General features: G+C 76.3%; 17 protein-coding genes. 3 read left to right on the forward strand and 14 right to left on the reverse strand.

Annotation, left to right across the window (positions count from 1 at the left end; all coding sequences use genetic code 11):
* Positions 1-3 precede the first annotated feature (3 nt).
* From IPO09_03260 to IPO09_03315, 12 genes are all read right to left on the reverse strand, one after another.
* Entirely contained in the window at positions 4-450 is a 447-nt protein-coding gene (locus tag IPO09_03260) for a hypothetical protein (GenBank protein ID MBK9516371.1), read from the reverse strand.
* On the reverse strand, positions 384-1,265 hold the full coding sequence (locus IPO09_03265; GenBank protein MBK9516372.1) for a CocE/NonD family hydrolase: 882 nt from the start codon (positions 1,263-1,265) through the stop codon (positions 384-386). Before IPO09_03265 ends, IPO09_03260 begins: the two co-directional genes overlap by 67 nt.
* Positions 1,266-1,320: 55 nt before the next feature.
* Positions 1,321-3,021 carry an OmpA family protein gene (locus IPO09_03270; GenBank protein MBK9516373.1) on the reverse strand — a complete coding sequence of 567 codons (1,701 nt, stop codon included), beginning with the start codon at positions 3,019-3,021 and terminating at the stop codon, positions 1,321-1,323.
* Complete coding sequence (locus tag IPO09_03275) at positions 3,018-3,875, reverse strand: hypothetical protein (GenBank protein MBK9516374.1); 858 nt, start codon at positions 3,873-3,875, stop codon at positions 3,018-3,020. The genes IPO09_03270 and IPO09_03275 overlap by 4 nt, the downstream gene beginning before the upstream one ends.
* Entirely contained in the window at positions 3,872-5,548 is a 1,677-nt protein-coding gene (locus IPO09_03280) for an AAA family ATPase (GenBank protein ID MBK9516375.1), read from the reverse strand. Before IPO09_03280 ends, IPO09_03275 begins: the two co-directional genes overlap by 4 nt.
* Positions 5,549-5,553: 5 nt before the next feature.
* Positions 5,554-6,315, reverse strand: coding sequence for a PspA/IM30 family protein (locus IPO09_03285; protein MBK9516376.1), 762 nt, complete (start codon positions 6,313-6,315; stop codon positions 5,554-5,556).
* Positions 6,316-6,430: 115 nt separating this feature from the next.
* Positions 6,431-7,012 (reverse strand): DUF4154 domain-containing protein, encoded by a 582-nt coding sequence (locus IPO09_03290; GenBank protein ID MBK9516377.1) that lies wholly within the window; start codon positions 7,010-7,012, stop codon positions 6,431-6,433.
* 3 nt (positions 7,013-7,015) lie between these two features.
* Positions 7,016-11,050, reverse strand: coding sequence for a TonB-dependent receptor (locus IPO09_03295; protein MBK9516378.1), 4,035 nt, complete (start codon positions 11,048-11,050; stop codon positions 7,016-7,018).
* Positions 11,051-11,281: 231 nt separating this feature from the next.
* Positions 11,282-13,339: a tRNA guanosine(34) transglycosylase Tgt gene (gene tgt / locus IPO09_03300; GenBank protein MBK9516379.1), complete on the reverse strand. Its 2,058-nt coding sequence runs from the start codon at positions 13,337-13,339 to the stop codon at positions 11,282-11,284.
* A gap of 250 nt (positions 13,340-13,589) precedes the next feature.
* Positions 13,590-14,069 (reverse strand): hypothetical protein, encoded by a 480-nt coding sequence (locus tag IPO09_03305; GenBank protein MBK9516380.1) that lies wholly within the window; start codon positions 14,067-14,069, stop codon positions 13,590-13,592.
* A 118-nt stretch (positions 14,070-14,187) separates the two neighbouring features.
* Positions 14,188-16,857, reverse strand: a complete 2,670-nt coding sequence (locus tag IPO09_03310; protein ID MBK9516381.1) for a protein kinase — start codon at positions 16,855-16,857, stop codon at positions 14,188-14,190.
* A 129-nt stretch (positions 16,858-16,986) separates the two neighbouring features.
* Positions 16,987-17,796 carry a PilZ domain-containing protein gene (locus IPO09_03315; protein MBK9516382.1) on the reverse strand — a complete coding sequence of 270 codons (810 nt, stop codon included), beginning with the start codon at positions 17,794-17,796 and terminating at the stop codon, positions 16,987-16,989.
* 76 nt (positions 17,797-17,872) lie between these two features.
* Between IPO09_03315 and IPO09_03320 the strand changes: the two genes are divergently transcribed.
* From IPO09_03320 to IPO09_03330, 3 genes are all read left to right on the forward strand, one after another.
* Positions 17,873-20,155 (forward strand): M13 family metallopeptidase, encoded by a 2,283-nt coding sequence (locus IPO09_03320; protein MBK9516383.1) that lies wholly within the window; start codon positions 17,873-17,875, stop codon positions 20,153-20,155.
* 327 nt (positions 20,156-20,482) lie between these two features.
* Positions 20,483-22,783: a PAS domain-containing protein gene (locus tag IPO09_03325; GenBank protein ID MBK9516384.1), complete on the forward strand. Its 2,301-nt coding sequence runs from the start codon at positions 20,483-20,485 to the stop codon at positions 22,781-22,783.
* Positions 22,784-22,786: 3 nt separating this feature from the next.
* Positions 22,787-23,149 (forward strand): hypothetical protein, encoded by a 363-nt coding sequence (locus IPO09_03330; protein ID MBK9516385.1) that lies wholly within the window; start codon positions 22,787-22,789, stop codon positions 23,147-23,149.
* A gap of 46 nt (positions 23,150-23,195) precedes the next feature.
* On the opposite strand, the gene thrH is transcribed toward IPO09_03330, so the two are convergent.
* A complete protein-coding gene (gene thrH, locus IPO09_03335; GenBank protein MBK9516386.1) occupies positions 23,196-23,810 on the reverse strand; it encodes a bifunctional phosphoserine phosphatase/homoserine phosphotransferase ThrH in 615 nt (204 codons plus the stop codon).
* Positions 23,811-23,903: 93 nt separating this feature from the next.
* Positions 23,904-26,660, reverse strand: coding sequence for a cation-transporting P-type ATPase (locus IPO09_03340; protein ID MBK9516387.1), 2,757 nt, complete (start codon positions 26,658-26,660; stop codon positions 23,904-23,906).
* Between the last annotated feature and the right edge of the window lie 21 nt (positions 26,661-26,681).

A 26,681-nucleotide genomic window follows, 5' to 3' on the forward strand; every position in this document is an offset into this window, starting at 1 on the left:
CCTTCAGCGCCCCGGCGCGGGCGCGGGCGCGGCGAAGGTGAGGCGGGACGGCCAGCGGGCCGAGCGATGCACCTTGTGCTCCTGCGCCTGGAAGTCCTCGGGCCTGGCCCGGAAGAGGTCGGGCACCCAGGCCTGCGGGTTCCGGTCGTAGAGCGGGAACCAGCTGGCCTGCACCTGCACCATGACCCGGTGCCCCTTCTGGAAGACGTGGCTGCGGGTGTTGAGGTCCACCGTGACGGCCTCCGGCCGGCCCGGCACGAAGGGCTCGGGCCGCTCGAAGCTGCGGCGGTAGCGGGCGCGCAGGATCTCGCCGGCCACCATGAGCTGGTAGCCGGCCAGGGTGGGGTCGGCCTGCCCCTGCTCCGGCAGGACGTCGATGAGCTTCACCACCACGTCCAGGTCGGCGCCGCTGGTGGAGACGAAGAGGTGGGCCGCCAGCGGGCCGGCCACCACCAGGTCCTCGGTGAGCGGGTCGGACTCGAAGGAGAGGACGTCGGGGCGCCCGTGGGCGAAGCGCTGGTCGGCCACCAGCCAGGTGGGCCAGGCCTCATGGGTGATGGGGCGGGGCGCGTAGGGCACCGGCGCCGCCGCCAGTAGGCGTCGTAGGTCGGGTGGGCCAGGAAGTCGCTCCAGGTGGCCTTGGCGCCGTGGAAGTGGCGCGCGTCCACGTTGGCCAGCGGGCCGAGCGCCAGGTGCCACTCGAAGTCGTCGCGCCGGTCGCGCTCGAAGTCGGCGAACTCCTTGCCCGACTCCATGACGTGCACGAACTCGATCATGGCGGCGGCGCGGAAGGCCCCCTGGTGGAAGTCGTCGTCCCCCATCCAGTTGTCGGCCGGGGTGGCCTGCGGCGAGTAGGCCCGCACCGCCGGGTGCGGCTCCAGCATGGCCACGGCGGTCAGCCGGCCGGGCGTGGAGACCCCCAGCATCCCGACCCGGCCGTTGCTGGGCAGGTGGGCCAGCAGCCAGTCCACCGTGTCCCAGGCGTCGGTGGCCTCGTCGGTGCTGCGCCGATCGCCCCGGTCGCGCGGGGCGTCGTCGCCGTAGGCGTAGCGCCCCTCCGAGCGGAAGCGGCCGCGGACCGACTGCACCGCCAGCAGGTAGCCGTCGCGCAGCATGGGCGCCAGCCAGGGGCCGGACAGGAAGTGGGTGTAGCCCTTGGCGTCCGGCTTGAAGCCGTAGGGGGTGCGGATGAGGAGGATAGGCAGCCTCTCCTTCACGCCGCGGGGCAGGTAGACCTCGGTCTGCAGCCGCACGCCGTCGCGCATGCGGACCATGGCCTCCAGGTGGTGGTCACGCGCGCTCCTCGCGGCCGACGCCGCCTCACTCCAGGGTGAACCACTGCACCTCGACGCGGCGGTTCTGGGTCCCGTCCTTGCCCACCGGCTCCTCCCAGCCGCGCCCCACCGTCTCCAGCCGCTTGGCGTCCAGCCTGGGGTGGCGCTTCACCAGCGCGTCGCGCACCCCCACCGCCCGCTGCCGCGACAGCTCCATGGCCTTGAGCGCCATGGCCTGCACCAGCTGCTCGCCCCCCTGCTGCCGGAAGTCCGCCACCTTGGCGTCGTCGACGTGGCCGCGCAGCACCACCACCGAGCCCGGGCTCACCTGCAGGAACTGCTTCACGGCGTCGAGGTACTCGGCGTTCTTCGGCTCCTGCTCGTCGAGCCGGGAGGAGTTGGGCTCGAAGAAGAAGCGGATGTCCTTCTTGAGCAGCGGGTCGCCCTCCAGCGAGGCGCCGCCGCCGGTCTTGATGGGGGCGATGGCGATGCGCTGGTCGGCGAAGAGCCCCTCCTTGGCCAGCGCCTCGAGCGGCCCGAGGTCGAGGAAGCGGGCCCCGTCGGCCGGGTTCTTGATGACGTCGCCGTAGGCCAGCACCGCCGACTGGTAGATGCCGCCGAAGGAGCCGGCCGAGTCGATGGTGCCGGCGAAGAAGGCGCGGTTCTCCGGCAGGTTGGCCAGGTGCACCCGGCCGAGCTCCTCGCTGGTGTCGGCCTCGGTCCACTTGAAGGCCCGGGCCACCACCGCCAGGTTGGCCTTGGGGTCGTCGCGCAGCCGGCGGTTGCCCTCCAGCAGGCCGTGCACCAGCCCCTTCACCAGCTTGGGGTGCTGCTCGGCGAAGCCCCGGTTGAGGGCCAGCACGTCGGCCACCACCAGCAGGTTCTTGTTGCTGACCAGCACCTTGGCCTTGCCCTGCGCCGCCTCCACCACCTCGTCGGTGCGGGGCGACCAGCCCATGCAGCCCACCAGGCGCCGCCGCCCGCCGGCCAGCTCGTGCTGGTAGGCGTCGCAGCCGGCGTTGGCGTCCTCGTAGAAGACCAGCCCCACCTCGCCCGGCTCGGGGCGCCCGTCGAGGTCGCGCAGCACCCGCACCTTCAGGCCGGCCTCGCGGGCCAGGAAGCGCAGGAAGAACTCCGCCTCGTTGAACTGCGAGGCGGCCACCACCTTGCCGGCCAGCTGGTTCACCGTGGCCACGCCCGAGTCCACCACCAGCATGTCGGCGCCGCGCGACCAGCCGATCTGCACCGGCACCACCGCCTGGAAGGCCCGCCCCTGCACGGCCAGCGCGTCGGCGGTGGTGGCGGTGGCGGCGAAGCGGCCGTTGTTGAGCTGGCTCCAGGTCTCCCCCTCGCCCACCGTGAGCTTCACCTGGAAGCCGTAGGTGCGGGCGAAGAAGGAGTCCGGGTTGGGCGCCAGGCCGCCGTTGGCCACGATCAGGCCGCCGTAGCCGGCGTACTCGGAGAGGTCGACCTCCACCACGCCGTCGCGCACCAGGTAGGAGGCGGCGGCCGCCAGCGGGGGCGAGCCGGTGACCGGCTCGATGGGCTGCGGCACCTTGCCCTCGGGCGGCTTGACGCCAGCGGGGGCGGCCGGGGCGGCGGCCGAGGTCCCGGCGCCCGCCCCCGGCGCCGGGGCGCGGCGCCAGAGCAGCCAGGCGCCCAGGCCCACCAGGGCCAGCGCCAGCAGCACGGTGAGGAGGGTCCCGGCGGCGGCGCCGCGGGGCCTGCGGAGGCGGGTGGGGGTCATGCCGATGCTCCCGTGCTGGTGGAGGTGCGCCGCCTGGAGCGGCCCAGCAGGGAGCTGGGCGGCGGGGCGGTCAGGTCGTCGAGGCCGCCCAGCAGCTCCTGCTGGTCGGAGAGCCAGCGGCTGGCGTCGTCGAGGGAGGCGGAGAGCGAGTCCACCGAGGAGGCCACGCCGGCCTCGTCGGTGGCCAGCAGCACCTGCTCGCGCACCAGCGAGACCTGCTGGCGGATCCGCTCCAGCTCGGCCTGGACGCGCTCGCGCCGGCGCGCCGCCTCGGCGTGGGCCTCGCGCCGCTGGCCGATCACCTCGGCCTGCTGCGCCAGGGTGCGCTGCAGCTCCTCGGGCAGGCCGGGCGCGGCCAGCCGCGTGGCCAGCGCCGCCGCCTGGGCCTCGAGCGCCCCGGCCTCGGCCGCGCCGCCGGCCATGACCCGCTCCAGCGCCTCGCGGGCGGCCAGCAGCCGCAGGTGCATCCAGGCCAGCCGGGCCAGCCCGTCGGCGTGGGTCGAGGTGGCGCCGCGCTGCGCCAGCGTCTCCAGGATCTCGTCGCAGCGGGCCTCCAGCGCGGCCTGCGCCTCCTGGTCCACCCGGGCCAGGCGCGCCCAGACCGCCTGGTGGCGCTGGTCGCGCTGGCCGGCCTGGCGGTCGTCGCCGCGGGCGCCGTCCACCACGGCCCGGAAGCGGGGGCTGGCGGAGAGCGCCAGCAGGTAGGCCACCTCCAGCCCGGCGCCGATGAGCAGGAAGGCGGGGTCGAGGAGCGCGCCCAGGGCGGCGAAGGCGGCCAGCCCGAACAGGTTGGGGGGCACCGGCATGCCGAAGGGGCGGGCCCAGAAGGCGGCCCAGACGTGGCGGGCGCTCATGGGCCGGCCCGCTCCCCGCCGGCCCGCTCCGGCCCGGCCAGGTGGCGGAAGGCCGGGGCCACGAAGGCCAGGTCGGTGGCCTCGCGCACCGCCAGCCGCATCTGGAACTCCATGACGTCGGGCGGCACCGGGCCCTGGTAGCCGTCGAGGCAGCGGCGCACCGCCTCCAGCGGCGCCAGGCCGGCGGTGCGCACCAGCCGGTAGGCCTTGACCGAGAGCGCCTCGGCGGCGCCCGGGGTGAGCAGGAGCGGCGGCCCCAGCGGGACGAGCTCGAGCGCCGGCACCACCAGCTCCATGCGCGCCAGCAGCGCCGAGAGCAGGGCCGCGCTCTCCTCCACCGTGGCGGTGGGCAGGATGGGCACCTTCACGTCCACCCGGCCGGGCCGCTTCAGGTCCACCTCGATGAGGTCCGGGCGCGACGAGGCCAGCACCCACATGACGCGGCCGCGGTTGGTGGAGTCGCTCATCTCCTGCGCCACCATCGAGTAGAGCCGCCCGCCCAGGCCGCCGTCGCCGCCGCCCGACTCGCGCCGTCCCAGCGCCTGGTCGGCCTCGTCCACGAAGACGATGCAGCGCCCCAGCGCCCGCACCAGCCGGAAGATCTTCTCCAGGTTCCCCTCGGAGGAGCCCACCCAGCGGTCGCGGAAGTTCTTCAGCTTCACCACCGGCGCGCCGGCCTCGCCGGCCAGGCACTCCACCAGGAAGGTCTTGCCGGTGCCCACCGGCCCGCACACCAGGTAGCCCATGGGCAGGGCGCGCAGGTCGCCGGCCCGCCACAGCGCCACGTCCTGCCGCAGCCAGGCCTTGAGGGCCTCCTGCCCGTGGTAGTCGGCGAAGGTGCGGCGCGGCTCGATGAACTCCACCAGGCCGGCCGAGTCGCGCTCCACCAGCTGCTTCTTCACCTGGGCCTGGTCGGCCGGGCGCAGCGGGCGCTGCTGGTGGGCCCGGGTCTTGACCAGGCTCTCCAGCGCCGAGATGGAGACCCCCACGAAGGCGGCCGCCGCGGCGCCGGCCTCCCCGCTCTCCGCGTCGAAGGCCGCCGGGTGCTCGCGGCGGAGCTGCACCAGCGCCTGCAGCAGCGGCGGCGCGTCGGGCAGCGGCACCCGCAGCCTCGCCACCCGCGGGTTGCCGGAGATCAGCGGGTGCAGGTCGTTGAGCGTGTCGGCCAGCAGGAAGGAGGCGAAGGGGACGTCGGCGAAGGGGGCCTCGCCGGCCCAGTCGCGCACCAGCGAGACCAGGCTGCCCTGCTGGTGGCCGCCGTCGTCGCCGGCCGGGAGGATGCGGTCGGCGCCGCGCAGGATGCAGGCCACCGAGCGCTTCTCCGGGCGCCCCAGCGCCCGCAGGTTGGCCAGGTAGCGCACCCAGCGCCCCACCAGCTCCACCGCCTCGAGCGGCTCGCGCGGCAGCGGACCGGCCTTCTCGCCGCCGCGCCAGGCCTCCACCGCCTCGGCGCCGCGGGCCACCCTGAGGCCGTTGCCCAGGTCGAAGACGAAGACCACGTCGAAGCCGGAGAGCAGCTCCTCCTCCAGCCAGCGGTGCAGGGTGACCAGCCGCCCCTCCACGGGCAGCCGGTCGGCCACGTTGCCGTGCAGGACGAACTGGCCGTGGGCGCCGCTCTCGTAGGCCAGCACGAGCTCGGCGGCCCAGGCGGGCGCGCTCGGCGGGAGGGGCATGTGGCTCAGCCCTCCTTGCTTCCCTCGGACTCCGAGGCCTTGGCCGCGCCCATGGCCCGCTCGGCCGGCGCCGCCGGCGCCGCGCCGCCGAGCGTGATGCCCTCCTTGGCGGCGAAGTCGGCCAGCGCCTGGTCGGCCAGGGCGGTCAGCTCGGCCTCCTTGACGTTCACGTCGGTCATGTCGAGCGAGTCCTTGGCCACGCGGGCCCGGCCGGCCGCCTTGGTGCGCTCGTCCTCCACCATCTCGTGCAGCCGCCCGATGGTGTCGCCCGAGCCGCCGATCTCGCTCACCATGCCGGCCGCCATCTCGTGCATCTCCGCCATGGCCTGCTTCATGCGCATGTCGGTGATGGCGCCCTTCAGCCCCTCGATCTTGGCGCGGGCCGAGGCCACCGCCACGTCGCGGGCCTTGACCAGGTTCTTGTAGGTCTCCTCGGCCTGGGCCAGCTGGCGCCGGTTCTCCTCCAGGTCGCGCTCCACCGTCTGCAGCCGCACGGCGTACTGCCCGGCGGCGTTGCGGTTGCCGGCCCTGAGGTGGGCGGTGGTCTTGGCCTTCAGGTCGCGCTGCTCGGCCTCCTGCTTGCGCACCTGCGCCATGATCCGCTCGCACAGCCCGGCGTGGGTGGCCAGCCCCTGGTTGAAGGAGCCCACCTGCTTGCGCAGGTTCTCGGCCTCCAGCTGCAGCAGGGCCTCGGGGTTGCGCTTCTCGAGGTCCGTCACGAACAGGTTCGCGAAGGCCTGCAGCAGGTTCGCCAGTCGTCGCCACATCGGGTGCGCCCTCCTCGGCGTGGCCGGCCCGAGACGGGCCGTCCCACGAAGGCGCACAGTATGGGACCGGCGGGCCTCCGCCGCCACCATGAGGTGTCGGGCGCCCCGGGCCCGGCTACCTCGGGGGGGCGGGCGCCAGCACCTCGGCCATGGTCAGCAGGGCCGGCTCGAGGTCGGCGCCCTCGGCCTGGGCCGAGGCCAGGTTGACCAGCACCCCGGCCCGGGCCCCGCGCAGCACCAGCCCCACCGAGACGCAGCGCTCCACCGCCTCGCGGCTCCCGGCCAGCGAGAGCACCCGGGCGGCGCGGGCGGCCCGGCACAGCGCCGCCGGGTCGCCGGCCGCCTGGCCCAGCACCAGCACCGCGCTGGCGCGCACCAGGCGGAGCTCCTCCGCCAGCCCCTCGCCGGAGGCCGACACGGCCACCCAGCGCACCGGCAGCCCGGCCACGGTGAACTGCAGCGCCGCCCGGTCCAGCGCCGCGGCCACGGCGGCGCGGCGCGCCTGGCCGGCCCGGTCGTCGGGCAGGGAGGCCAGCGCCACCGTGACCGCGTCGACGGCGCGCGCCGTCACCTGGCGGTCGTAGGCCAGGACGCGCAGGAGGAGCAGGGCCTCGCCCGACGGCGACAGCGCCTCCTCCGCGGCGGCGGGGAGGGCCACGGTGGCTGCCAGCAGGCAGGCGACCAGGCGCGGGCGCACGGCTCAGTCCCAGCGCCAGCGTAGCGAGAGCACGAAGGTGCGCGGCGTCGCCGGCAGCTCGCTCACCGGGGCGAAGTCGCCCGGCAGCGGGTCGGGGGCCGCGCCGGAGAGGAGGTTGGCGGCCCGGAGCTGCAGCGTCAGCCCGTCCGCGCCGGGCACCTCCAGGTTGGCGCCGAGGTCGAGCAGGCCGGCGGCCGGCACCCGCGGCCGCGCCCCCGGGTTGCCCGGGTCCTTGGCCCGGCTGGAGATCAGGCTGGCGCGGGCCACCAGCTGCAGCGGCTCCCACGGCGTGCGCACCTCCAGCGTGCCGCCGGCGGTGAGCGCGGGGAAGTTGACGGTCGCCGCGCCGGCCCGCTGCCAGGAGAGGCCGGCGCTGGCGCGCAGGCGACGGCCCAGGCTCACCTCGCCGGAGAGCTCCGCGCCGAGGGTGTCCAGGTGCTCCACGTTCCGGGCCTGCTGGCGCCAGTCGGAGGGCACCGCCGGGTCCGGCGGGCCCGGCAGGCCCGGCGCCGCCACGGTGACGAACTGGATGAGGTTGCCGTACCTGGAGCCGAAGAGGGTGGCGGTGACCGAGACGTGCCGGCCCTGCCGGTGGGTCCAGGCCAGCTCCAGCGACCGGACCGTCTCGGGGCGCAGCGCCGGGTTGGGCAGGTAGTCGGTGCCGTCCTCGAAGAAGGCCTCCGAGACGGAGGGCGGGCGGAAGCCGGTGGAGGCCACCACCTTCAGCACGTCGGCCGGTCGCGGCGTCCAGACCGCCGCCAGCTTGGGGGAGAAGCGGCCGCCGAAGATCGAGTTGTGGGCCGCGGTGACCCCGGCGTGGAGCCGCAGGTGGCCGGGCAGGTCGTGCTCGGCCAGGAGGTAGAGGTGCGCGGCGGTGAAGGCCTGGCGCAGGTCGGGCGAGCCGACGGTGGGGTCGGCCGGGGCGTAGGCCTGCTGCCGGGTGGCGTGGTGCTGCAAGGAGCCGCCGGCCACCAGCAGGGTGCTGCCCCGGGGGCGCCAGCTGGCCCGCACCTCCGCCGTGCCCCACCGATCGCTGCCGACGTCCTGGTAGGCGCCGGATCCCTCGGGCGGCGGCGCGTAGGCGTAGCGGTCGCGGAAGGCGTAGTCGTCGTAGGCGGCGCGCACCAGCAGCGCCAGGCGCGGCGCCGGCGCCCACTGCGCCGAGCCGTCGAGGGAGCAGGTGCGCACGCGCACCCAGCTCCCCCGGTCCCCCACCAGCCCCTCGTAGGGCGCGGTGGGGAGCCGGTGGAAGGCGTCGGCGCAGGCGGCGGTCACGGTGAGCGCCCGCCAGGCCACCCGCAGGTGGCCCGCCAGGGCCCCGGCGCCGTCGGCCCCGGTCACCACCCCGCCCGGCGGCGCCGGGCGCGCCGCGCCGGCCGCTAGCTCGGGGAAGGTCCAGGTGAGGGCGCGGCCGCCCGAGGCCGAGACGGCGCCGGCCAGGCTGGCCTCGCCGACCTGCCCCAGCAGCAGGGCCGAGCCCTCGCCGCCCACCAGGCGACCCTGGGCGGTCTCCAGGCCAGCCTGCAGCTCGCCGCCCCGCCCCTGGCGGCGCGTCACCACGTTGATGACGCCCAGGAAGGCGGTGGGCCCGTAGACGGCGCCCACCGGCCCCTTCACCACCTCGATCCGCTCCACCGCCACCAGCGGCACCGGCAGGTCGCGGTCCAGGTAGGACTGGCCCAGCGCCAGGCCGTTGTTGAGGGGGTGGCCGTCCACCAGCACCAGGAGGCGGGTGGTCCAGTCGAGCAGCGGCCCGACGCCGCGCACGCCCACCATCTGGAACAGGTCGTCGCGGTAGGTGAAGAGCCCGGGGACGCCGCGCAGCGCCTCGGCCAGGGTGCGGGCGCCGTGGGCGCGCAGCACCTCGCCCGGGATCACCACCACCGAGGCGGCGGCCTCGGCGGCCTGCTCCTCGTGCAGGGCCGCGGCCTCCACCGACGGGTCGAGCAGCGCCTCCAGCGGGATGTCGCCCAGGTCGGAGGCGGCGCCCGGCACCTCGGCCCTGGCCACGGCCGGCGCCAGCAGGAGGACCGCCGCCAGGGTGGTGCACCGCAGCTCAGGTCTCACGCAGCCTCCGCAGCAGCAGGTCGACGTCCACCGGCTTCTCCAGGACGCGGGCGCGCTCCCGCGCCATGGTCCGGACCGCCGTCTCGGTGAAGGCGCCCCGGTCATGAAGAGGAGCGAGGCCGCCAGCCCCGGGGCCACCTCGGCCAGGCCCGCCTGGAAGGAGGTGCCGTCCACCTGCGGCATCTCCAGGTCGCACAGCACGCGGTCGAAGCGCTCGCCCGCGCCGATCCGCTCCAGCGCCACGGAGGCCGAGCGCACCGCCACCACCTCGTGGAAGCGGGCCAGCTGCCGCTCCAGCGCGGCGGCCACGGCGGCCTCGTCGTCCACCACCAGGAGGCGCAAGCGCGGCGCGGCGGTGGCGGGCGCGGCGGGCGCGGGCGCCGCCGGCCGGGCGCGCGACGAGGGCGGCAGGAGCACCCGGAAGGTGGCGCCCCGGCCCGGCTCGCTCTCCACCTCGATGGCGCCGCCGTAGCTGGTGACGATGCCCTGCGAGATGGCCAGCCCCAGGCCGGTGCCGATGCCGGCCGGCTTGGTGGTGAAGAAGGGCTCGAAGAGGCGGGCCCGCACCTCCGGCGGGATGCCGTGGCCGGTGTCGCTCACCTCCACCACGGCCCGCCCGGCCGCGTCGGTGAAGGCGGCCAGCCGCACCCGGTTGGCCGCCGCGTTGCCGGCCGGGAGGGCCTGGGCGGCGTTGACCAGCAGGTTGAGGAAGACCTGCGTCAGGCGCACCTCGCTGGCCTCCACCCGCGGCAGCGGCCGGACATCCCGCTCCAGCAGGGCGCGGTGCTTGATCTCGTGGAGGGCCATCTCGACGGCGGCGCCCAGTGCGGCCTCGACGTCCACCGGCACGCGCACGTCGTCGTCGCCGCGGGAGAAGGCCTTGAGGCCGCGCACGATCTGGTGGACCCGGGTGGCGCCCTGGCGGGCGTCGGCCAGCGCCGGACCGACCTCGGCCAGCGCCTGGCGGGCCAGGGCCTGGCCGTCCTCCCCGCCCTGGTGCAGCGCCTGCTGCACCTCGGCCAGCTGGTCGGCCAGGAAGGCCAGGTTGCCGGAGACGTAGGAGAGGGGGTTGTTGACCTCATGGGCCACCCCGGCGGCCAGCTGGCCCACCCCGGCGCGCCGCTCCGAGACCACCAGCTGCTCCTGCGCCGCCTTGAGCTCGGCCAGCCGCTGCTGCAGCGTCAGGTTGGCGGCCGCCAGCGCCCCGGTGCGCTCCTCGACGCGGTCCTCCAGGTGGCCGTTGAGGGCCCGGGCCGACTCCTCGCGCCGCTCCAGCTCGGCGCGCTGCTCGCGCAGGCGGCCCAGCATGACGTCGAAGGCGCGGGCCAGGGTGCCGACCTCGTCGGCGCGCCGCAGGTCGAGGTCCTGGTGCGCCGCCTCCTCGCCGGCGGTGATGCGGGTGGCCACGTCGGTGATGCGGCCGAGCGGCCGGACCAGGAAGCGGCTGCCGGCCAGCGCGGTGGCGGCGGCCAGCGCCAGCAGGAAGCCGCCGGCGGTGACCGCCAGCCAGCGCACCTCGGCCTGCCGCTCGGCCAGCTCCTCGAGGGTGAACCCCACCACCAGCGTGGCGGGCGGCCCGATACGCGAGGCCACCGGCACGGCCACGTGCACCAGCCCCTCCGCGAAGGCCACGGCGCCCCCGCCCGCCGGCGGCCAGCCCGGCGGGCTCGGGCCGGCGCGCCAGGACGAGAGGAGCGATCGATCGGGGCGGTGCAGGGCGGCGTAGCTGGCGCCGCTCACCGCCTCGAGGTGGCGCAGCGCCAGGCCGGCGGCCGCCTCGTCGTCGAAGTCGGTGGCCGGGCCCACCGCGATGGCCAGCAGCCGGGCCACGCCGAGCGAGCGGCTCTCCAGCCAGGCGCGCGACTGGGCGGCCGTCCGGTGCTGGATGAGGAGCACCAGCGGCGCCGTCATGGTCGCCGGGACGACGACCAGCAGGAGGAGGAGGCGCGCGCGCAGCGAGGACAGGGCCACGCCGCCCTGCTGAGCAAGCCGGCGGCCAGCCCGCCCCGCCAGGGTATGCCGGGATTCCAGGCAGTTGGCGGCGTCGCTCCGGGCCGGAGCCGGGTCGGTCCGTACCCGGTAGCGAGTCGTGACACGACCCGACCCGCCCCGTTCAGGTCAGACCAAGGCCCAGGAAATACGGACGCTTGGTAAGCCGATGGCGAGCGGTACGTGCGGTCCGCGGCCGCCTGGGCCCTGGCCTCACCCGAACTGTGGGTGGGTTCGAACCCGGTCGCCGGCGTCGGACGGCGCGTCCGATGGCCACGCCGCCGAGGAGCGGCCCAGCCGGACCAGCCAGCGGGCGTCGAGCGGGCGGGCCGGCGCTGCGGGCGGCAGCGCCGCGGCGGTGGTCTCCTCCTTCGGGCCGGAGGGATCGCCCACGCCCACGTGGAACCCGGCCAGCAGCAGGGCGCTCCTGGTGGCGGTGGCGGTGGAGTAGGTGAAGAGGGCGCAGCCCGGCGCGCACCGCCGCCGCAGCGCCTGGAAGGCGGCGGTGGTCCAGAGGGCCGGGTTGGCCCGTGGGCTGAACGGGTCCCAGAAGACGAGGTCGGCCTGCTCGGGCGCCTCGGCCAGGCAGGTGAGCGCGTCGCCGAGGGCCAGGCGCCAGGTGAGGCCGGCCTCCTCGTGGCGGCCGGTGGCGAGGAGGGCGCGGGCCGCGGCGCGGTCCTGCTCGGACCAGCCGAGCACGGCCGCCCCGTCGTCGGAGCAGGCCAGGGCCAGCGCGCCGAGCTCGCGCTCGAAGGAGACCAGCCGCAGCGGCCGCGCCCCCGGCGAGGCGGCGTGCACGGCGCGGGCGCAGCGCAGGGCCGCCAGCGCGTTGCCCGCCGCGCCCAGCCCCACGTCGAAGAGGGTGAGCGCCGGTCCGCCCGCGGCCAGCCGCTCCGCCAGCCGGGACTGGCCCACGTAGAGCCGCTCCGCCTCCACGGTGGCGCCGATGACCGGGTGCATCACCTCGCCCGCCTCGGCGTCGCGCACCGAGGGCGCGCCGGAGGAGGTGGCCACGATGGTGAAGCGCGCCCCCGGGGCGCCCGCCCCCTCACCCCCACCGGGTGGGGGAGCGGGAGGGAGCGCCGGGGCTCCGGCGCCTGCTCCGGCCTTCGCCTGCGGATACACCTGCCGCCCCGGCGACCGCCCGCTCGTGTCGTGCTCGTGCCGGTCGATGGCCTTCATGGTCTCCCGCGCGAAGGCCTGGTAGCGGCCGGCCTCGATGGCGGCGCGGATGGCCCGCATCAGCTCGAGGTAGTGGTGCAGGTTGTGGACGGCCAGCAGCCGGGGCCCGAGCGGCTCCTGGCACTTCATCAGGTGGTGCAGGTAGCCGCGCGGGTGGCGGCGGCAGGTGGGGCAGGCGCAGCCGGCGTCGAGCGGCGCCTGCGAGAGCCGGTGCTCCGAGCGCGTCAGCCGCACCCGCCCGGTGGAGGTGAAGGCGGTGCCCTGCCAGGCCAGGGTGGTGGGGATGACGCAGTCGAACATGTCCACGCCGTGGCCCACCGCCTCGAGGATGTCCGGCGGGGTGCCCACGCCCATGAGGTAGCGGGGCTTCTCCTCCGGCAGGTGCTCGGCCGCCGCGCCCACCACGTCGAACCGCTCGGCCCGGGTGTCGCCCACCGCCAGCCCGCCGATGGCGAAGCCGTCGAAGGGGTGCTGCGAGAGGAAGCGGGCCGACTCGCGCCGCCAGGCCGGCGAGAGGCCGCCCTGCACGATGGCGAAGAGCGCCTGGTCGGCCTGGCCGCGGGCCGCCAGGCTGCGCAGCGCCCAGCGGTGGGTGCGCTCCAGCGCGGCGCGCACCTCGGCCTCCGGGGCGGTGGAGGGGAGGCAGATGTCGAGCACCATCATCACGTCCGAGCCGATGGCCGCCTGCATGGCGATGGAGGACTCGGGCGAGAGGTGGTGGTAGCTCAGGTCGACGTAGCTCTTGAAGCGCGCCCCCTCCTCGCTGATGGTCCGGTCGGCCGGCAGCGAGAAGATCTGGAAGCCGCCCGAGTCGGTGAGGATGGAGCGGTCCCAGCCCATGAAGCGGTGCATCCCGCCCAGCGCCCGCATGGCCGCCGGGCCGGGGCGCAGCAGCAGGTGGTAGGTGTTGCCGAGGATGATCTCGGCGCCCAGCCCGGTGAGGTCCTCGGGCGTCAGGCCGGTCACCGAGGCGCGGGTGCCCACCGGCATGAAGGCGGGCGTCTCGACGCGGCCGTGGGTGGTGGTGAAGGCGCCGCGGCGGGCGCGGGTGGCGGGGTCCTTGGCGCCGACCTGGAAGGTGAAGGGCATCGAGGGCGGGGGAATAGCACGCGGCGCGGCGGCCCGCCCGCTCCGGCCCCGCAGGCCGGGAGGACCGGCGCCTGCCCGCCCCGGCTCAGAGGCCGTGAAGGAATCCCCGGACCGAGCCGGGCGGTCGAGGCGCAAGCAGCGCCAGGCGCGCCGACCGAGCATATCTCGCCGATATGTGAGGGAGGCGCAACGCAGCGATGCGCCGCGCATCGGCCGATCCGGCGACGGGAGGGGATTCCTTCACGGCCTCTCAGGGCTGGATGACGATGCGCGGGTCCACCACCGGGCAGTCGCCGGAGAAGACGTTGAAGGTGTAGGTCTTGGGCGGGGACCTGGGGTCGATGCGCAGCGACAGCCGCCCGTCCCTCGACGGCAGCGAGCCCCTGCGGAAGGGGTCGAAGTCGAGGGCGAAGTCGAGCTGGCCCGGCGGGCGCTCCCGGCCGACCAGCCTGGCGGTGAAGGTCACCTCGTCGCCCCGGCCCACGTTCAGGCAGTCCTTCTGCCGCGAGGGGAAGAGGAACCCCTCCAGGCACCGGCTGCCGGTCTCGTCCACCACCACCTCGAAGGGGCAGGCCCGGTCCAGCGTGGGGTCGACGCGGAAGTTGACCGACAGGGCGTGCGGGCCGGGCAGCGGCCGGGTGGGCCCGCCGGCGCAGCCCGCGGCCGCCAGGGCCAGGAGCAGCGGGGCGGCCCGGGGCAGCCGGGCGGTGGGGCGGGCGGGCGGCGACATGGGGGGCCTCCTGGCGGCGTGACCGGAGCGGGCGAGGTGGGTGGGTGGGCGGCGGGGACGGTACGCTCCGTAGAGCGTCGCCGGGGGGACTCTGTGACAGGGACGGCGCATCGGCCGCTCACGGCGCCGGATGGGGCGGCGCCCCCGCCGGGAGCGCGGCCGCCAGGGCCTCGAAGCGGGGCAGCCCGCGCAGCGGCGCCAGGGCGGCGTCCCTCGACAGCAGCCGCCGCTGGTAGCCGAGCGCCACCGCCCGCTCCAGCGCCGCCAGCGCCTCGTCCAGCGCGCCCAGCTGCAGGCTCACCAGCGCCGCGTTGTACTGCACGTACAGGTTGCCGGCGGCGCGCCGCAGCGCCTCGTCGCGCAGCTGCCGGGCCCGCTCGGCGCGACCCAGCCGCGCCTGGTAGCGCGCCAGGTCGGAGCGGGTGTCGTCGTCCTCCCGGTTGATGGCCAGCTGCTGCTCGGCCAGGGCGGTCGCCTGCCGGTAGGCGCCGGCCGCCTCCGCGGCGCGCCCCCCCGCGAAGGTGAGGGCGTCGCCCAGGTTGCCCTGGTAGACGTGGTCCCCCGGCGCCAGCTCGGCGGCCTTGCGGAACCTGGCGGCCGCCTCCTCGAAGCGGCCCAGGTAGAAGGCGGCGGAGCCCAGGTTGGAGAGGGCCCCCTGGGTGGGGCCGAGCGCCACCGAGGTCTCGAGCGCCGCCACCGCCCCCTGGAAGTCGCCCGCCAGGTAGCGCGCCGCGCCCAGGTTGCCGTGGGCGCTGGCGCTGTCGGGCGTGCGCGTCACCACCTCGGCGTAGACCGTGGCCGCCTCGGCGTGGCGGCCCATGCGGAAGAGGAAGTTGCCGACCTGGCGCGCCACCTGCCAGTCGGAGGGATCGGCCTGGCGGGCCCGCTCGAAGATGGCCTCCACCTCGGCGGTGCGCCCGCTGGCCTCCACGGCCCTGGCCAGCCCCAGCAGCGCCTCCACCGGGTTGGTGGCCAGGCTGGCCGCCTGGGTGAACTCGCGCCCGGCCCGGTCGGCGTCGCCGGCGGCCAGGTGCAGGCTGGCCAGCGCCTGGTGGACGGCGGCCGCCTGCGGCTCGCGGTCCAGCGCCACCTGGCAGGCCTGCTCGGCCCGCTCGAAGTCGGCGGCGGCCCGGGCGAAGGTGAAGCGCGCCAGCCAGGCGTCGCACAGCCCGGCGTAGGAGACGGCGAAGCGCCCGTCGGCGGCGATGGCCCGCTCGAAGAGCCGGGTGGCCTCCTCCAGCGTCTGCCGGGTGGCCGGCCGCCTGAGCGCGGCGCGGCCCCGCAGGTAGAGGTCGTAGGCCTCCAGGCTGGCCGGCTCGGGCTGGTCGAGCTCGGCCCGGGAGGTGCTGGAGAGCACCAGCTCGAGCGATCCCACCACCTGGCGCGCGATGTCCTCCTGGATGGCGAAGACCTCGGCCAGGCGCCGGTCGTAGATCTGCGACCAGAGCCGGAAGCCGGTGCGGGCGTCCACCAGCTCGGCCGAGACGCGCAGCTGGTCCTTCTCGCGCCGCACGCTCCCCTCCAGCACCACGTCCACGCCCAGCCGCCGGGCCACCTCGGCGGCGCTGGCGGTGGTGCCCTTGAGCGGGAAGGTGGTGGAGCCGGCCGCCACCCGGAGCTCGCGCACCCGGGTGAGCCGGTGGCGGATCTCCTCGGTGAGCCCGTCGCTGAAGTACTCGGTGTCGGCGCTGCCGCCCAGGTCGTGGAAGGGCAGCACCGCGATGGCCCGGGCCGGCCGGGGCGTGGGCGGCCCCGGCGGCCAGCGCACCGCCACCAGCGCCAGCGTCGCCGCCAGCGCGGCCGCGCCCAGCAGCAGGAGCAGCACCGGGCGCGAGCGCAGGCCCAGGCGCCCCCGGACCGCGGCCGGCGGCGCCAGCACCTCCTCGAGCGCCGCCAGCACCTCGGGGGCGCCGCGGGGCCGCCGGCCGGGCTCCTTCTCCAGCAGGCGGGCCACCAGCCCGGCCAGCCGCGGGGCCTCCGGCGTGGCCAGCGCCGGCGCCGGCCGGTCGGACAGCACCGCCGCGCCGTCGGCGTCGCCGGGGAAGGGGAGCCGCCCGCTGAGCGCCTGGAAGAGCAGCACCCCCAGGGCGTAGACGTCGGTGCGCTCGTCCTCGGCCTGGCCGCGCCACTGCTCGGGGGCCATGTACCCGGGCGTGCCGCCGGAGAGCCGCTGGCGGCCGAAGGCGTGCGACATGCCGAAGTCGAGCAGCTTCACCTGCCCGTCCTGGCAGAGGAAGACGTTGGAGGGCTTGAGGTCGCGGTGGATCACCCCCTGGGCGTGGGCGTGGCCCATGCCGCGGGCGATGTCGGTCGCCAGGGCCACCGCCTGGCGCGCCGGCAGCGGGCCGCGCCGCAGCCGCTGGTCGAGCGTCTCGCCGCGCAGCAGCTCCAGGATGAGGTAGGGGCCGAACTCGCACCGCCCCACGTCGTAGAGCGTCACCAGGTTGGGGTGCGAGAGCTGGGCGATGGCGTCGGCCTCGTGCTGGAGCTGCGCCTCGCCCACCTCGAGCAGGCCCGGCCGCACCAGCTTGAAGGCCACCGAGCGGGGCAGCTCGCGGTCGCGCGCCTCGTAGACCACGCCGAAGCCGCCGCGCCCGATCTCGCGCACCAGCTCGAAGCGGCCGATGGCGGTGCCCGGCTCTGGCAGGAGCCCCCAGCCGGCGCCCGGGTCGGGGGCCGGCACCTGGGCCAGCCGCACCAGCAGGGCCGAGAGCGCGCCGGGGGCCAGGCCGGTGGCCGCGGGCGGGTCGGTCGTCGGGGTGCCGCGGAGGTCGTCCGGCGCAGGCACGGGGAACCCAGGGGGAGAGGTGAGCGCGCAGCCTACCGCACCGTGACTGGGCGTCCCATCGCCGCGGGCTGGGCTGGGCGGGAGCGAGGACGGCGCCCGCCGACCGCTCCGGCGCCGCCCCGCGGGCGCTCAGCCCGAGGAGGCGGCCAGCGCCCGGCCCATGGCGCCCGCCACCTCGGCGTCGCCGGGGGCCAGGGTGAGGGCGCGCCTGAGGTGGGGCAGCGCGTCGGACGCCTGGCCCGCGGCCAGCCGGCGGGTCCCCTCCAGGTAGGCCTCATGGGCGTCGGCCGAGCGGGTGATCGGCCGCACCGGCGCCGGGCCCACCGGGGCGTGGGCGCGCAGCACGGGATCCCAGGCCGCCACAGGGCCGGCCTCCTCGCGCCGCAGGCAGACCACCCGGCGCGCCATGAGCGAGAAGAGCGCCCGCTGGGCGGCGGCCCAGGTCGGCTCCAGGCGCACCCTGAGGTCGCCCACCGTGCCGCCGTTGCGCAGGGCGCGGATGACGTCCAGCTCGTCGGCGCTGAAGTCGAGGAGGAAGCGGGGCGGCGGGGCCAGGAAGAGCAGGGTGGCGGGCTCGAGCCGCTCCGGCACCCGCGCCAGCGAGGGCAGCCCGGGCAAGGCGCGCATGGCCTGCTCGAACCAGCGGGCGGCGGCCGGCAGCGAGGCGCGCTCGAAGGCGATGCCGAGCCGCCAGGGCGCCGAGGGGCTGCACCAGGCCACCCGGCCGGCCACCTCCTCGCTGCGGCCGGTGCCCGGCACCGCCAGCCGGAGCGTGAGGGTGGACTCGGCCACCACCTCCTCGGGCGCCACCAGCTGCAGGCCGCAGGGGCCGACGTCCAGGGTCTCGGCGGTCCAGCGGTCCCCGAAGTGCTCCACCTCGACCCGCACGGTGAGCGGCAGGCGAGCGGTGCGGCGCGGGTTCACGATCGGGCCCAGCATGCCGTCCCCCTTGGGGTCGAAGCAGGCGCGGAGCATACGCGCCCGCCGTGCGGTCCGCCCCTGCCATGAACCGGGGATGGCCGGCGCCCACCCTGCCGAGGGCGAGGGCGGGGGCCCAGGCCAGGCCAGGCCCTGGCCGGGCCGGAGGCCAGGGCCCCTCCCGAAGCAGGAGCCGCCGTCACGCCCGGGCGCGCCGCGCCTCCTGACGCTAGGTCCACACCGCTCTTCCCAACCCCCAGCCCCCATCCGGGAGGTCACTCACGTGAACCGACTCTCAGCGCTCGCACTCGCCGGAGCCCTCGCCGCCGGCTGCGCCACCCCCAAGCCCCCGCCTCCACCCCCGCCGCCGCCTGCGCCGGTGGCCGTGGCGCCCGCCTTCGCCCCGGCGCCCGCCGCGCCCGGCATCGACGCCTCCATCGTGAAGCCCTCGGTGGACGCCTGCGCCGACTTCTACGAGTACGCCTGCGGCGGCTGGATCGAGAAGACCCAGATCCCGGCCGACCAGTCGCGCTGGGTCCGCTCCTTCAACGTGATGCGCGAGGAGAACAAGGCCAAGCTGCGCACCCTGCTCGACGCCGCCGCGGCCGGCCAGGTGAGCCAGGACGACCGCTACGGCCAGCAGGTGGCCGACCTCTACGCCGGCTGCATGGACGAGGCGGCCATCGAGCGGGGCGGGCTGGCCGAGCTCCGGGCCGCCTGGCGGCAGGTGGAGGGCGTGAAGGACGCCCGCACGCTGGCCGCCACCCTGGGCCGGCTGCACGCCGGATCGATCAGCGCCGTCTTCGGCATCAACTCCACGCAGGACGCCAAGGACTCCACCCAGGTGGTGGGCTGGGTCCACCAGTACGGCGTCCTGTCCCTGCCCGACCGCGACTACTACACGAAGCAGGACGAGAAGAGCGCCGCCATCCGCCAGGACTTCCTGGCGCACCTCTCGAAGCAGCTGGCCGCCGCCGGCCGCCCGGCCAGGGCCGCCGCCGCCGAGGCCAGGGCCATCCTGGCGCTGGAGACCACCCTGGCGGAGAGCCAGTGGACCCGCGTCGAGCTGCGCGATCCCTCCCGCACCTACAACCGGCTGGACCTGGCCGGCCTGAAGAAGGCGGCCCCGCAGTTCGACTGGACCGGCTACCTGAAGGCGGTGGGGCTGGCCGGCCAGACGTCCTTCGACGTGACCACGCCGAAGCTGGTGGAGGCGGTGGGGCAGCAGGTGCGGAAGACCCCGGCCTCCACCTGGCGCGCCTACCTGCGCTGGCGCCTGCTGGCCGACGCGGCCGGCGTCAGGGCCCTGCCCAGGGCGCTCTCCGACGAGGCCTTCTGGTTCAAGGCCCGGAACTTCACCGGCGAGAAGGCGCAGCCGGAGCGCTGGAAGTCCTGCGTGGACCTGGTGGACGGCTCCATGGGCCACGCGCTGGGCCACGCCTTCGTGCGCCGCCACTTCGGGGGCGACGCCAAGCAGAAGGCCCTCTCGCTGGTGACCGGAGTGCAGCGCGCCATGGCCGGCCGCATCGCCTCGCTGGCGTGGATGGACCAGCCCACCAAGGTGAAGGCCGGCGAGAAGCTGGGCACGGTGGACAACAAGATCGCCTACCCCAACACCTGGCAGTCCTACGACGGCCTGGTCATCCGGCGCGACGCCTACTACGCCTCGGCCAGCGCGGCCGGCGCCTTCGAGCTCAAGCGCCAGCTCGCCAAGATCGGCAAGCCGGTGGACCGCAGCGAGTGGGGCATGTCCACGCCCACCGTGAACGCCTACTACAACCCGCAGCTCAACGAGATGGTCTTCCCGGCCGGCATCCTGCAGCCGCCCTTCTACACGCAGGGGGCCAACGACGCCGTCAACTACGGCGCGGTGGGCTTCGTGGTGGGCCACGAGCTGACCCACGGCTTCGACGACGAGGGGCGCCAGTACGACGCCCGGGGCAACCTGACCGACTGGTGGTCGAAGGCGGTGGGTGAGGAGTTCGAGCGGCGCGCCGAGTGCGTGGTGAAGCAGTACGACGCCTACCCGGTCATCGACGAGGTGAAGCTGAACGGCAAGCTCACCCTGGGCGAGAACATCGCCGACCTGGGCGGCCTCACGCTGGCCTTCGCCGCCTACCAGGCGTCGCGCGTCGACCGGCTCCCCGAGGCGCCGGTGGGCGGCTTCTCCGCCGACCAGCAGTTCTTCCTGGCGGCGGCGCAGGTCTGGTGCACCCAGATCCGGCCGGAGAACGCCCGGCTGCGGGCCGCCACCGATCCCCACTCCAGCGCCAGGTGGCGCGTCAACGGGCCGCTCTCCAACCTGCCGGAGTTCGCCCGCGCCTTCCAGTGCAAGGCCGGTGACGCCATGGTGCGCGCCGACCGCTGCGACATCTGGTAGGCGCCCCGCCGGCGCGACGAGGCCCCGGTCCCCAGGTGGTGGCCGGGGCCTCTCTCGTCTCGAGGGGCCGGCGGCCCCGGAGGTGGGGGACGGGTGGCCGGGACCGGGTACCTGGGCCGGGTGCTGCCCGACCCGCGTCCGGTGAGACCTGTGATCCCGTGTGTGCAGCCAGCCGCGACGAGGCCGGGCCAAGTCCGCGTCCCCGCTCGAGGTGAAATCCCGCTCCCCGAGCTGCCGAGGTCGTTCCCCCGAAGGGACCGGGCTGGCACGCCGCCTGCTCCACGCAGCGTCGAGGCGGCCTGGCCGGGGCCGTTGCCGGAGAGCGCCATGATCTCGAAGTGGAAGCTGAGCACCCAGATCGCCTTCTCCTTCGGGTTCGCGGTGGTCGCCATCTTCATGGGCGGGGCCATCGCCATGCTGGCCGTCCGCTCGGTGGCCTCGGCGGCGCAGGCGGGCGCCACGCCGGCCGAGCTCGCCCGCGGCGCCGCGCTCACCCTCTGGGTGGTGGGGCTCTGCATCCTGGCGGTGGCCGCCGCCGTGGGGGTGGCGGGGCTCAAGCTGCGCCGCTCGTTCCTGCAGGGCGTGCGGGACCTCGGCGCGGAGCTGGACCGGGTCACCGCCGAGGCGGCCGAGGGGCGGCTCTCGGTGCAGGCCTCGCCGGAGCGGGTGCTCCCGGACTTCCACCTGGTGGTGACCGCGCTCGACGAGGTGATCGACTCCTTCGCCGCGCCCATCCGGTCGGCCCTGGCGCAGGGCTCGCGGTGCGCCCTGGGCGAGATGACCCAGGCCGACACGGGCGACCTCAAGGGCGACTTCCGCAGGCTCATCGAGATGCTCAACTGCGGCGCCTCGCTGGTGCAGCGGCTGGCCCGGGAGACCGAGCGCGTGGCCGGCGCCCTGCAGGAGGGGCGGCTCGAGGTCCGCGCCGCCACCGAGGGGCTGGAGGGGGCCTACCGGCGCATGGTGGACGGCTTCAACCTGGCCACCGCCACGCTGGTGGGCCACCTCGACGCCATGCCCACCCCGGCCATGATCGTCGACCGGGAGCTGCGCATCCGCTACCTCAACCGGGCCGGGCTGGGGCTGGTGCGCCGGCCGCTCGCCGAGGTGCTCGGGGCGCGCTGCGCCGACCACTTCCGCACCGGCGACTGCGGCCAGGCCGGCTGCGCCTGCGCCCGCGCCATGCGCGACGGCCGCGAGGCTGCCAGCGAGACGGTGGCCCGCCCGGAGGCAGGCACCTTCGAGATCGCCTACACCGGCTCGCCGCTGCGCGACGGGAAGGGCGCGGTGGTGGGGGCGCTGGAGGTGATCGTCGACCAGACGGCGGCGCGGCGGGCGCTGGCCCGCTCCGCCAAGGTGGCGGACTACCAGGCCCGGGCCACGGCGGTGGTGACCGGCGCCCTGCAGGGGCTGGCGCGCGGCGAGATGGCCGCAGCGCTGGCGCTGCCGCCCGGCGACGCCGAGACCACCGAGGTGCAGGCCACCTACCAGCAGGTGGCCCAGGCCATCGTGGGCAGCGGCGCCGCCGTGTCGCGCCTCATCGAGGACGTGGGCCGGCTCTCCGAGGCGGCGGTGGCCGGGGACCTGGCCGCGCGGGCCGACGAGCGGCGCCACCTGGGCGGGTTCCAGCGGGTGGTGGGCGGCGTCAACCGGACGCTGGAGTCCCTGCTGGCTCCGGTGGAGGAGGCCGACCGGGTGCTGCAGCAGCTGGCCGGCCGCGACCTCAGGGCCCGCGTCACCGGCAGCTACCTGGGCGGCCACGCCCGCATCCAGGAGTCCACCAACGCCACCGCGCAGGCGCTGCACGACGCGCTCTCGCAGGTGGCGGGCGCCGCCGGGCAGGTCTCGGACGCCGCCACCCAGATCGCCTCCTCGTCACAGGCGGTGGCCTCCGGCGCGTCCCACCAGGCGGCCTCCCTGCAGGAGACCAGCGGCAGCCTGGAGCGCGTGACCGGCATCACCCGCAAGGCGGCCGACGACGCCCAGTCGGCCAACGGGCTGGCCCGGGCGGCCCGCGCCGCGGCCACCGAGGGCTCGGCCGCGGTGGGGCGGATGCAGGAGGCCATGTCGAAGATCCGGGCCTCGGCCGAGGGCACCTCGCAGATCATCCGGGACATCAACGACATCGCCTTCCAGACCAACCTGCTGGCGCTCAACGCGGCCGTCGAGGCGGCGCGCGCGGGCGAGGCCGGGCGCGGCTTCTCGGTGGTGGCCGAGGAGGTGCGCTCCCTGGCGCTCCGGGCCAAGGTGGCGGCCCAGAAGACCGAGGCGCTGATCCGCGACTCGGTGAAGCAGGCCGGGGAGGGCGAGGTGACCTCCCGGCAGCTGGCGGCCAGCCTCGGCGAGATCGTGGGCGGCATCGGGCAGGTGTCGGACATCGTCTCGGAGATCGCGGCGGCGGCCAGGGAGCAGACCGGCGGCCTGGCGCAGGTGGCCCGGGCCATGGCGGAGGTGGACAAGGTGACCCAGCAGAACGCCGCCTCGGCCGAGGAGTCCTCCTCCGCGGCCAGCCAGCTGTCGGGCCAGGCCGAGGAGCTGTCGGCCATGGTGGGGGCGTTCAGGCTGGAGGAGGGCGGGGCCGCGCCGCACCGCGGCGCCCGCCGGCTGGAACCACACACGAGGAGCTGAGCCATGACGACGTCCTGCTGGGAGGTCCCGCCGAGCGAGCTGGTGGAGCTCACGCCGCAGCGCGCCCGGGACCTGGTGGTGGAGTGCTTCTACTTCGCGCAGCACGAGACGCTGGCGCGGGTGAAGCAGCGCATGGGCGCGACCAGCGTGGACGACGCCTCCATCCGGGCCAACGTCCTCGGCGCGGTGCGGCTGGCGTTCAAGGAGACCGGGGGCGACTTCGACCACCCCTCGGTGAACTCGCTCCACTGCGCCATCGACGTGCTGGCGAAGCGGGCCGGGGCCTGGGGCACCCCCGACGACATCGTCCGGCACCACCACGACCAGATCCTGGCGATGCTGGGCCGGGTGGCGCGCCAGCGGTAGGTGGGCGGGCCGCGGCGCGGGAGCCCGGCCGCAGGTCGCGGCCCGGTCAGGCCGGGAGGCGCGCGGCGGCCTCGTCGATCTGGGCCCGCAGCGCGGCGTACTCGCGGGTCACCGGGAACTGCGGGAACTCGCGGACCACGTTGTCGGGCGGGCGGAAGAGGAGGCCGGCGTCGGCGGCGCCCAGCATGGCGGTGTCGTTGTAGGAGTCGCCGGCGGCGATGACCCGGAAGGCCAGGGCCTGGAAGGCCTTCACGGCGGCCCGCTTCTGGTCGGGCAGGCGCAGGTGGTAGCCGCTGACGAACCCCTGGGGGTCGGTCTCGAGCCGGTGGCAGAAGAGGGTGGGCATGCCGAGCTGGGCCATCAGCGGCATGCCGAACTCGTAGAAGGTGTCGGAGAGGATGACCACCTGGTAGCGCAGCCGGAGCGCGTCGAGGAAGTCCCTGGCCCCGGGCTCGGGCGAGAGCCCGGCGATGACCTGCTGGATGTCGGGCAGGCCGAGCCCGTGCCGGCGCAGCAGCGCCAGCCGGAAGGACATCAGCTTGTCGTAGTCGGGCTCGTCGCGGGTGGTGCGGCGCAGCTCGGGGATGCCGGTGCGCTCGGAGAAGGCGATCCAGATCTCGGGGACCAGCACGCCTTCGAGGTCGAGGCAGACGATCTGCACGTGTTCCGCTCCGTGGGACGGTGGGTGGAGCGGGCATCCTAGCAGAGGGGGGCTGGCCGGGCGCCCAGGCCCACAGGGCCCGTGCCCCACCCGTCACCCCACCGCCCGCGCCCGCAGCCGCGCCCGCTCCACCCACTTCACCAGCTCGTCCACGCCGAGCAGCAGCGCGGGCCCGAGCACCAGGAGCGGCCAGGCCTGCCAGGGCAGCGGGGCGGTGGCGAAGGCCTCCTGCAGCGGGGGCAGGTGCAGCACGACCACCAGCACGGCGGCCTCCACGGCCAGGCCGAGCGCCAGCAGCGGGTTCTTGCCGCGCACCGACAGGAAGGAGAGCCGCTCGGAGCGGCAGGCGAAGAGGTTGCCCATCTGGCAGAACACGATGGCGGCCAGCGCGGCGCTGGTGGCCTGCCGCTGCAGCGCGGCCACCTCGGGGGAGGCGGCGTGGGCCAGCAGGGCCGGGGCCACCTGGCGGAGGCCGTCGAGGCCGACGCCGTGGGCCAGCCAGACCCCGGCGTAGGCCGCCATGCAGGCCAGGGCCTGCACGCCGCCCAGGCGGAGGTAGGCCCGCAGGAGCAGCCGGCGGTCGAGCAGCGGGGCGTCCTTGCGGCGCGGCGGGCGCTGCATCAGCCCGGGCTCGGGCGGCTCGCCGCCCAGCGCCAGCGCCGGCACCATGTCGGTGCCCACGTCCACGGCCAGGATCTGCAGGATGGTCAGCGCCGGCGGGATGCGCAGCGCCGCCATGGCCAGGAAGGGCACCAGCTCCGGCACGTTGGAGGTGAGGATGTAGGTCAGGAACTTCCTGACGTTGCGGAACAGGCTGCGCCCCTCCTCGATGGCCACCACGATGGAGCCGAAGTCGTCGTCGAGCAGCACCAGGTCGGCGGCGCCGCGCGCCACGTCGGTGCCGGAGGCGCCCATGGCGATGCCCACGTGCGCGGCGCGCAGGGCGGGCGCGTCGTTGATGCCGTCGCCGGTGACGGCCACCACCTCCCCGAGCGCCTGGTAGGCGCGCACCAGCCGGAGCTTCTGCTCGGGCACCACCCGGGCGAAGAGCAGCGGGGCCTTGCTCCCCAGCAGGCGCCGCAGCGCCTCGTCGTCCAGCGCCGCCAGCTCGGCGCCGGTGACGGCCCGGGTGTCGGCCGGCAGCCCCACCTCGCGCGCCACCGCCAGCGCCGTGCCGGGCCCGTCGCCGGTCACCACCGTGACGGTGAGCCCGGCCTCGCGGCAGCGGGCCAGGGCCTCGGCGGCGCCGCGGCGCGGCGGGTCGTCCAGGCCGAGCAGGCCCACCAGGGTGAGCCCGGCCTCCAGCGCGCCGTCCGCCAGCCCGGCCGGCGCGGCCCGCACCGCCACGGCCAGCACCCGGTGGCCCAGCGCCGCCAGCCGCTCGGCCTGCCCCTGCGCCGCGGCGCGGCCCGGCTCGTCGAGCGGCGTCGCGCCGCCGCCGCCGAGCGCGGCGGTGCAGCGGGCCAGCACCTCCGAGGGCGCCCCCTTCACCAGCGCCAGCGGCGCGCCCAGCGGCACGCCGGCCCCCGGCAGCGCCCAGGCCACCACCACCGTCATCATGCGGCGGGCCGGGTCGAAGGGGAGCTCGCGCTGGCGCGGCGCCGCGCGGGCCAGGGCCACCGGGTCCAGGCCGTGCGCCCGGGCCGCGTCGAGCAGGGCGGCCTCCAGGGGATCCCGCGCCACCGCGCGCGCCTCGCCCGGCCCGGCCACCGTGGCCGCCTCGGTGCACAGCGCCCCGGCGGCCAGCAGCAGCCGCAGGGGGCCGGCCGCCTCCCCGGCCAGCAGCGCCGCCGGGCCGGCCGGGGTCCAGGCCGCCCGCACCGCCAGGTGGTTCTCCGTCAGCGTGCCGGTCTTGTCGGTGCACACCACCGTGACGGCCGAGAGGGTCTCGATGGCCGGCAGCCGGCGCACCAGCACCCGCCGCCGCGCCATGCGCTGCACGCCGAGCGCCAGGGACAGGGTCACGGTGGGCAAGAGCCCCTCCGGCACGTTGGCCACCACGATGCCGATGGCGAAGAGCAGCGCCTCCGGCAGCGTGAACCCCACCAGCCAGTAGGCCAGGGCGAAGACCAGGAGCCCCATGCCCACCGCCACGCCGGTGACGGTGCGCACCAGCCGCGCCACCTGCACCGACAGGGTGGAGGGCTCGCGCACCACCTCCGCGGTGAGCCGGGCCACCTCGCCGAGGGCGGTGGCCCCGGCGGTGGCGTACACCAGCGCGCGCCCGCGGCCGCCCACCACGGTGGCGCCGGCCAGCACCACCGAGCCGGCCTGGGCCGCCACGGCGCAGAGCGGCTCGGCGGGCGCGGGGGCGCGCGACACCGGGGTGGACTCGCCGGTGAGGAGCGAGAGGTCCACCCGCAGCCGGTCGCCGGCCAGCAGCCGGGCGTCGGCCGGGACCAGGTCGCCCAGGCCGAGCTCGATGACGTCGCCCCGCACCAGCCCGCGCGCCGGCACCAGCGTGAGCGCGCCGTCGCGCCAGGCGCGGGCCTGGTGCGGCAGCTGCCGGCGCAGCGCCGCCAGGGCCCGTCCGGCGCGCCGCTCCTGCCAGAAGGAGAAGGCGCCGTTGACCACCACCACCGCCCAGATGGCCCAGCCGAGCTCGGGCGTGCCGGAGGCGAAGGCCAGCCCGCCGGCCGCCCAGAGCAGGAGCGCCATGAAGTGGGTGACCTGCGCGGCCAGCTCGCGCCACACGGAGGGGCCGCGCGGCTCCGGCAGCTCGTTCGGCCCCTCGCGCGCGCCGCGCGCCGCGGCCTCGCCGCCGGAGAGGCCGCCCGGCGACGCCCCGAGCGCCCCGAGCAGCGCCTCGGTGGTCAGCGCCCACGGGCGCTCCTTGGCCGGCGACGGCATGGCCCCTTCTCCCGGGGCCGA

The sequence above is a fragment of the Anaeromyxobacter sp. genome (assembly GCA_016718565.1).
Classification (GTDB): domain Bacteria; phylum Myxococcota; class Myxococcia; order Myxococcales; family Anaeromyxobacteraceae; genus JADKCZ01.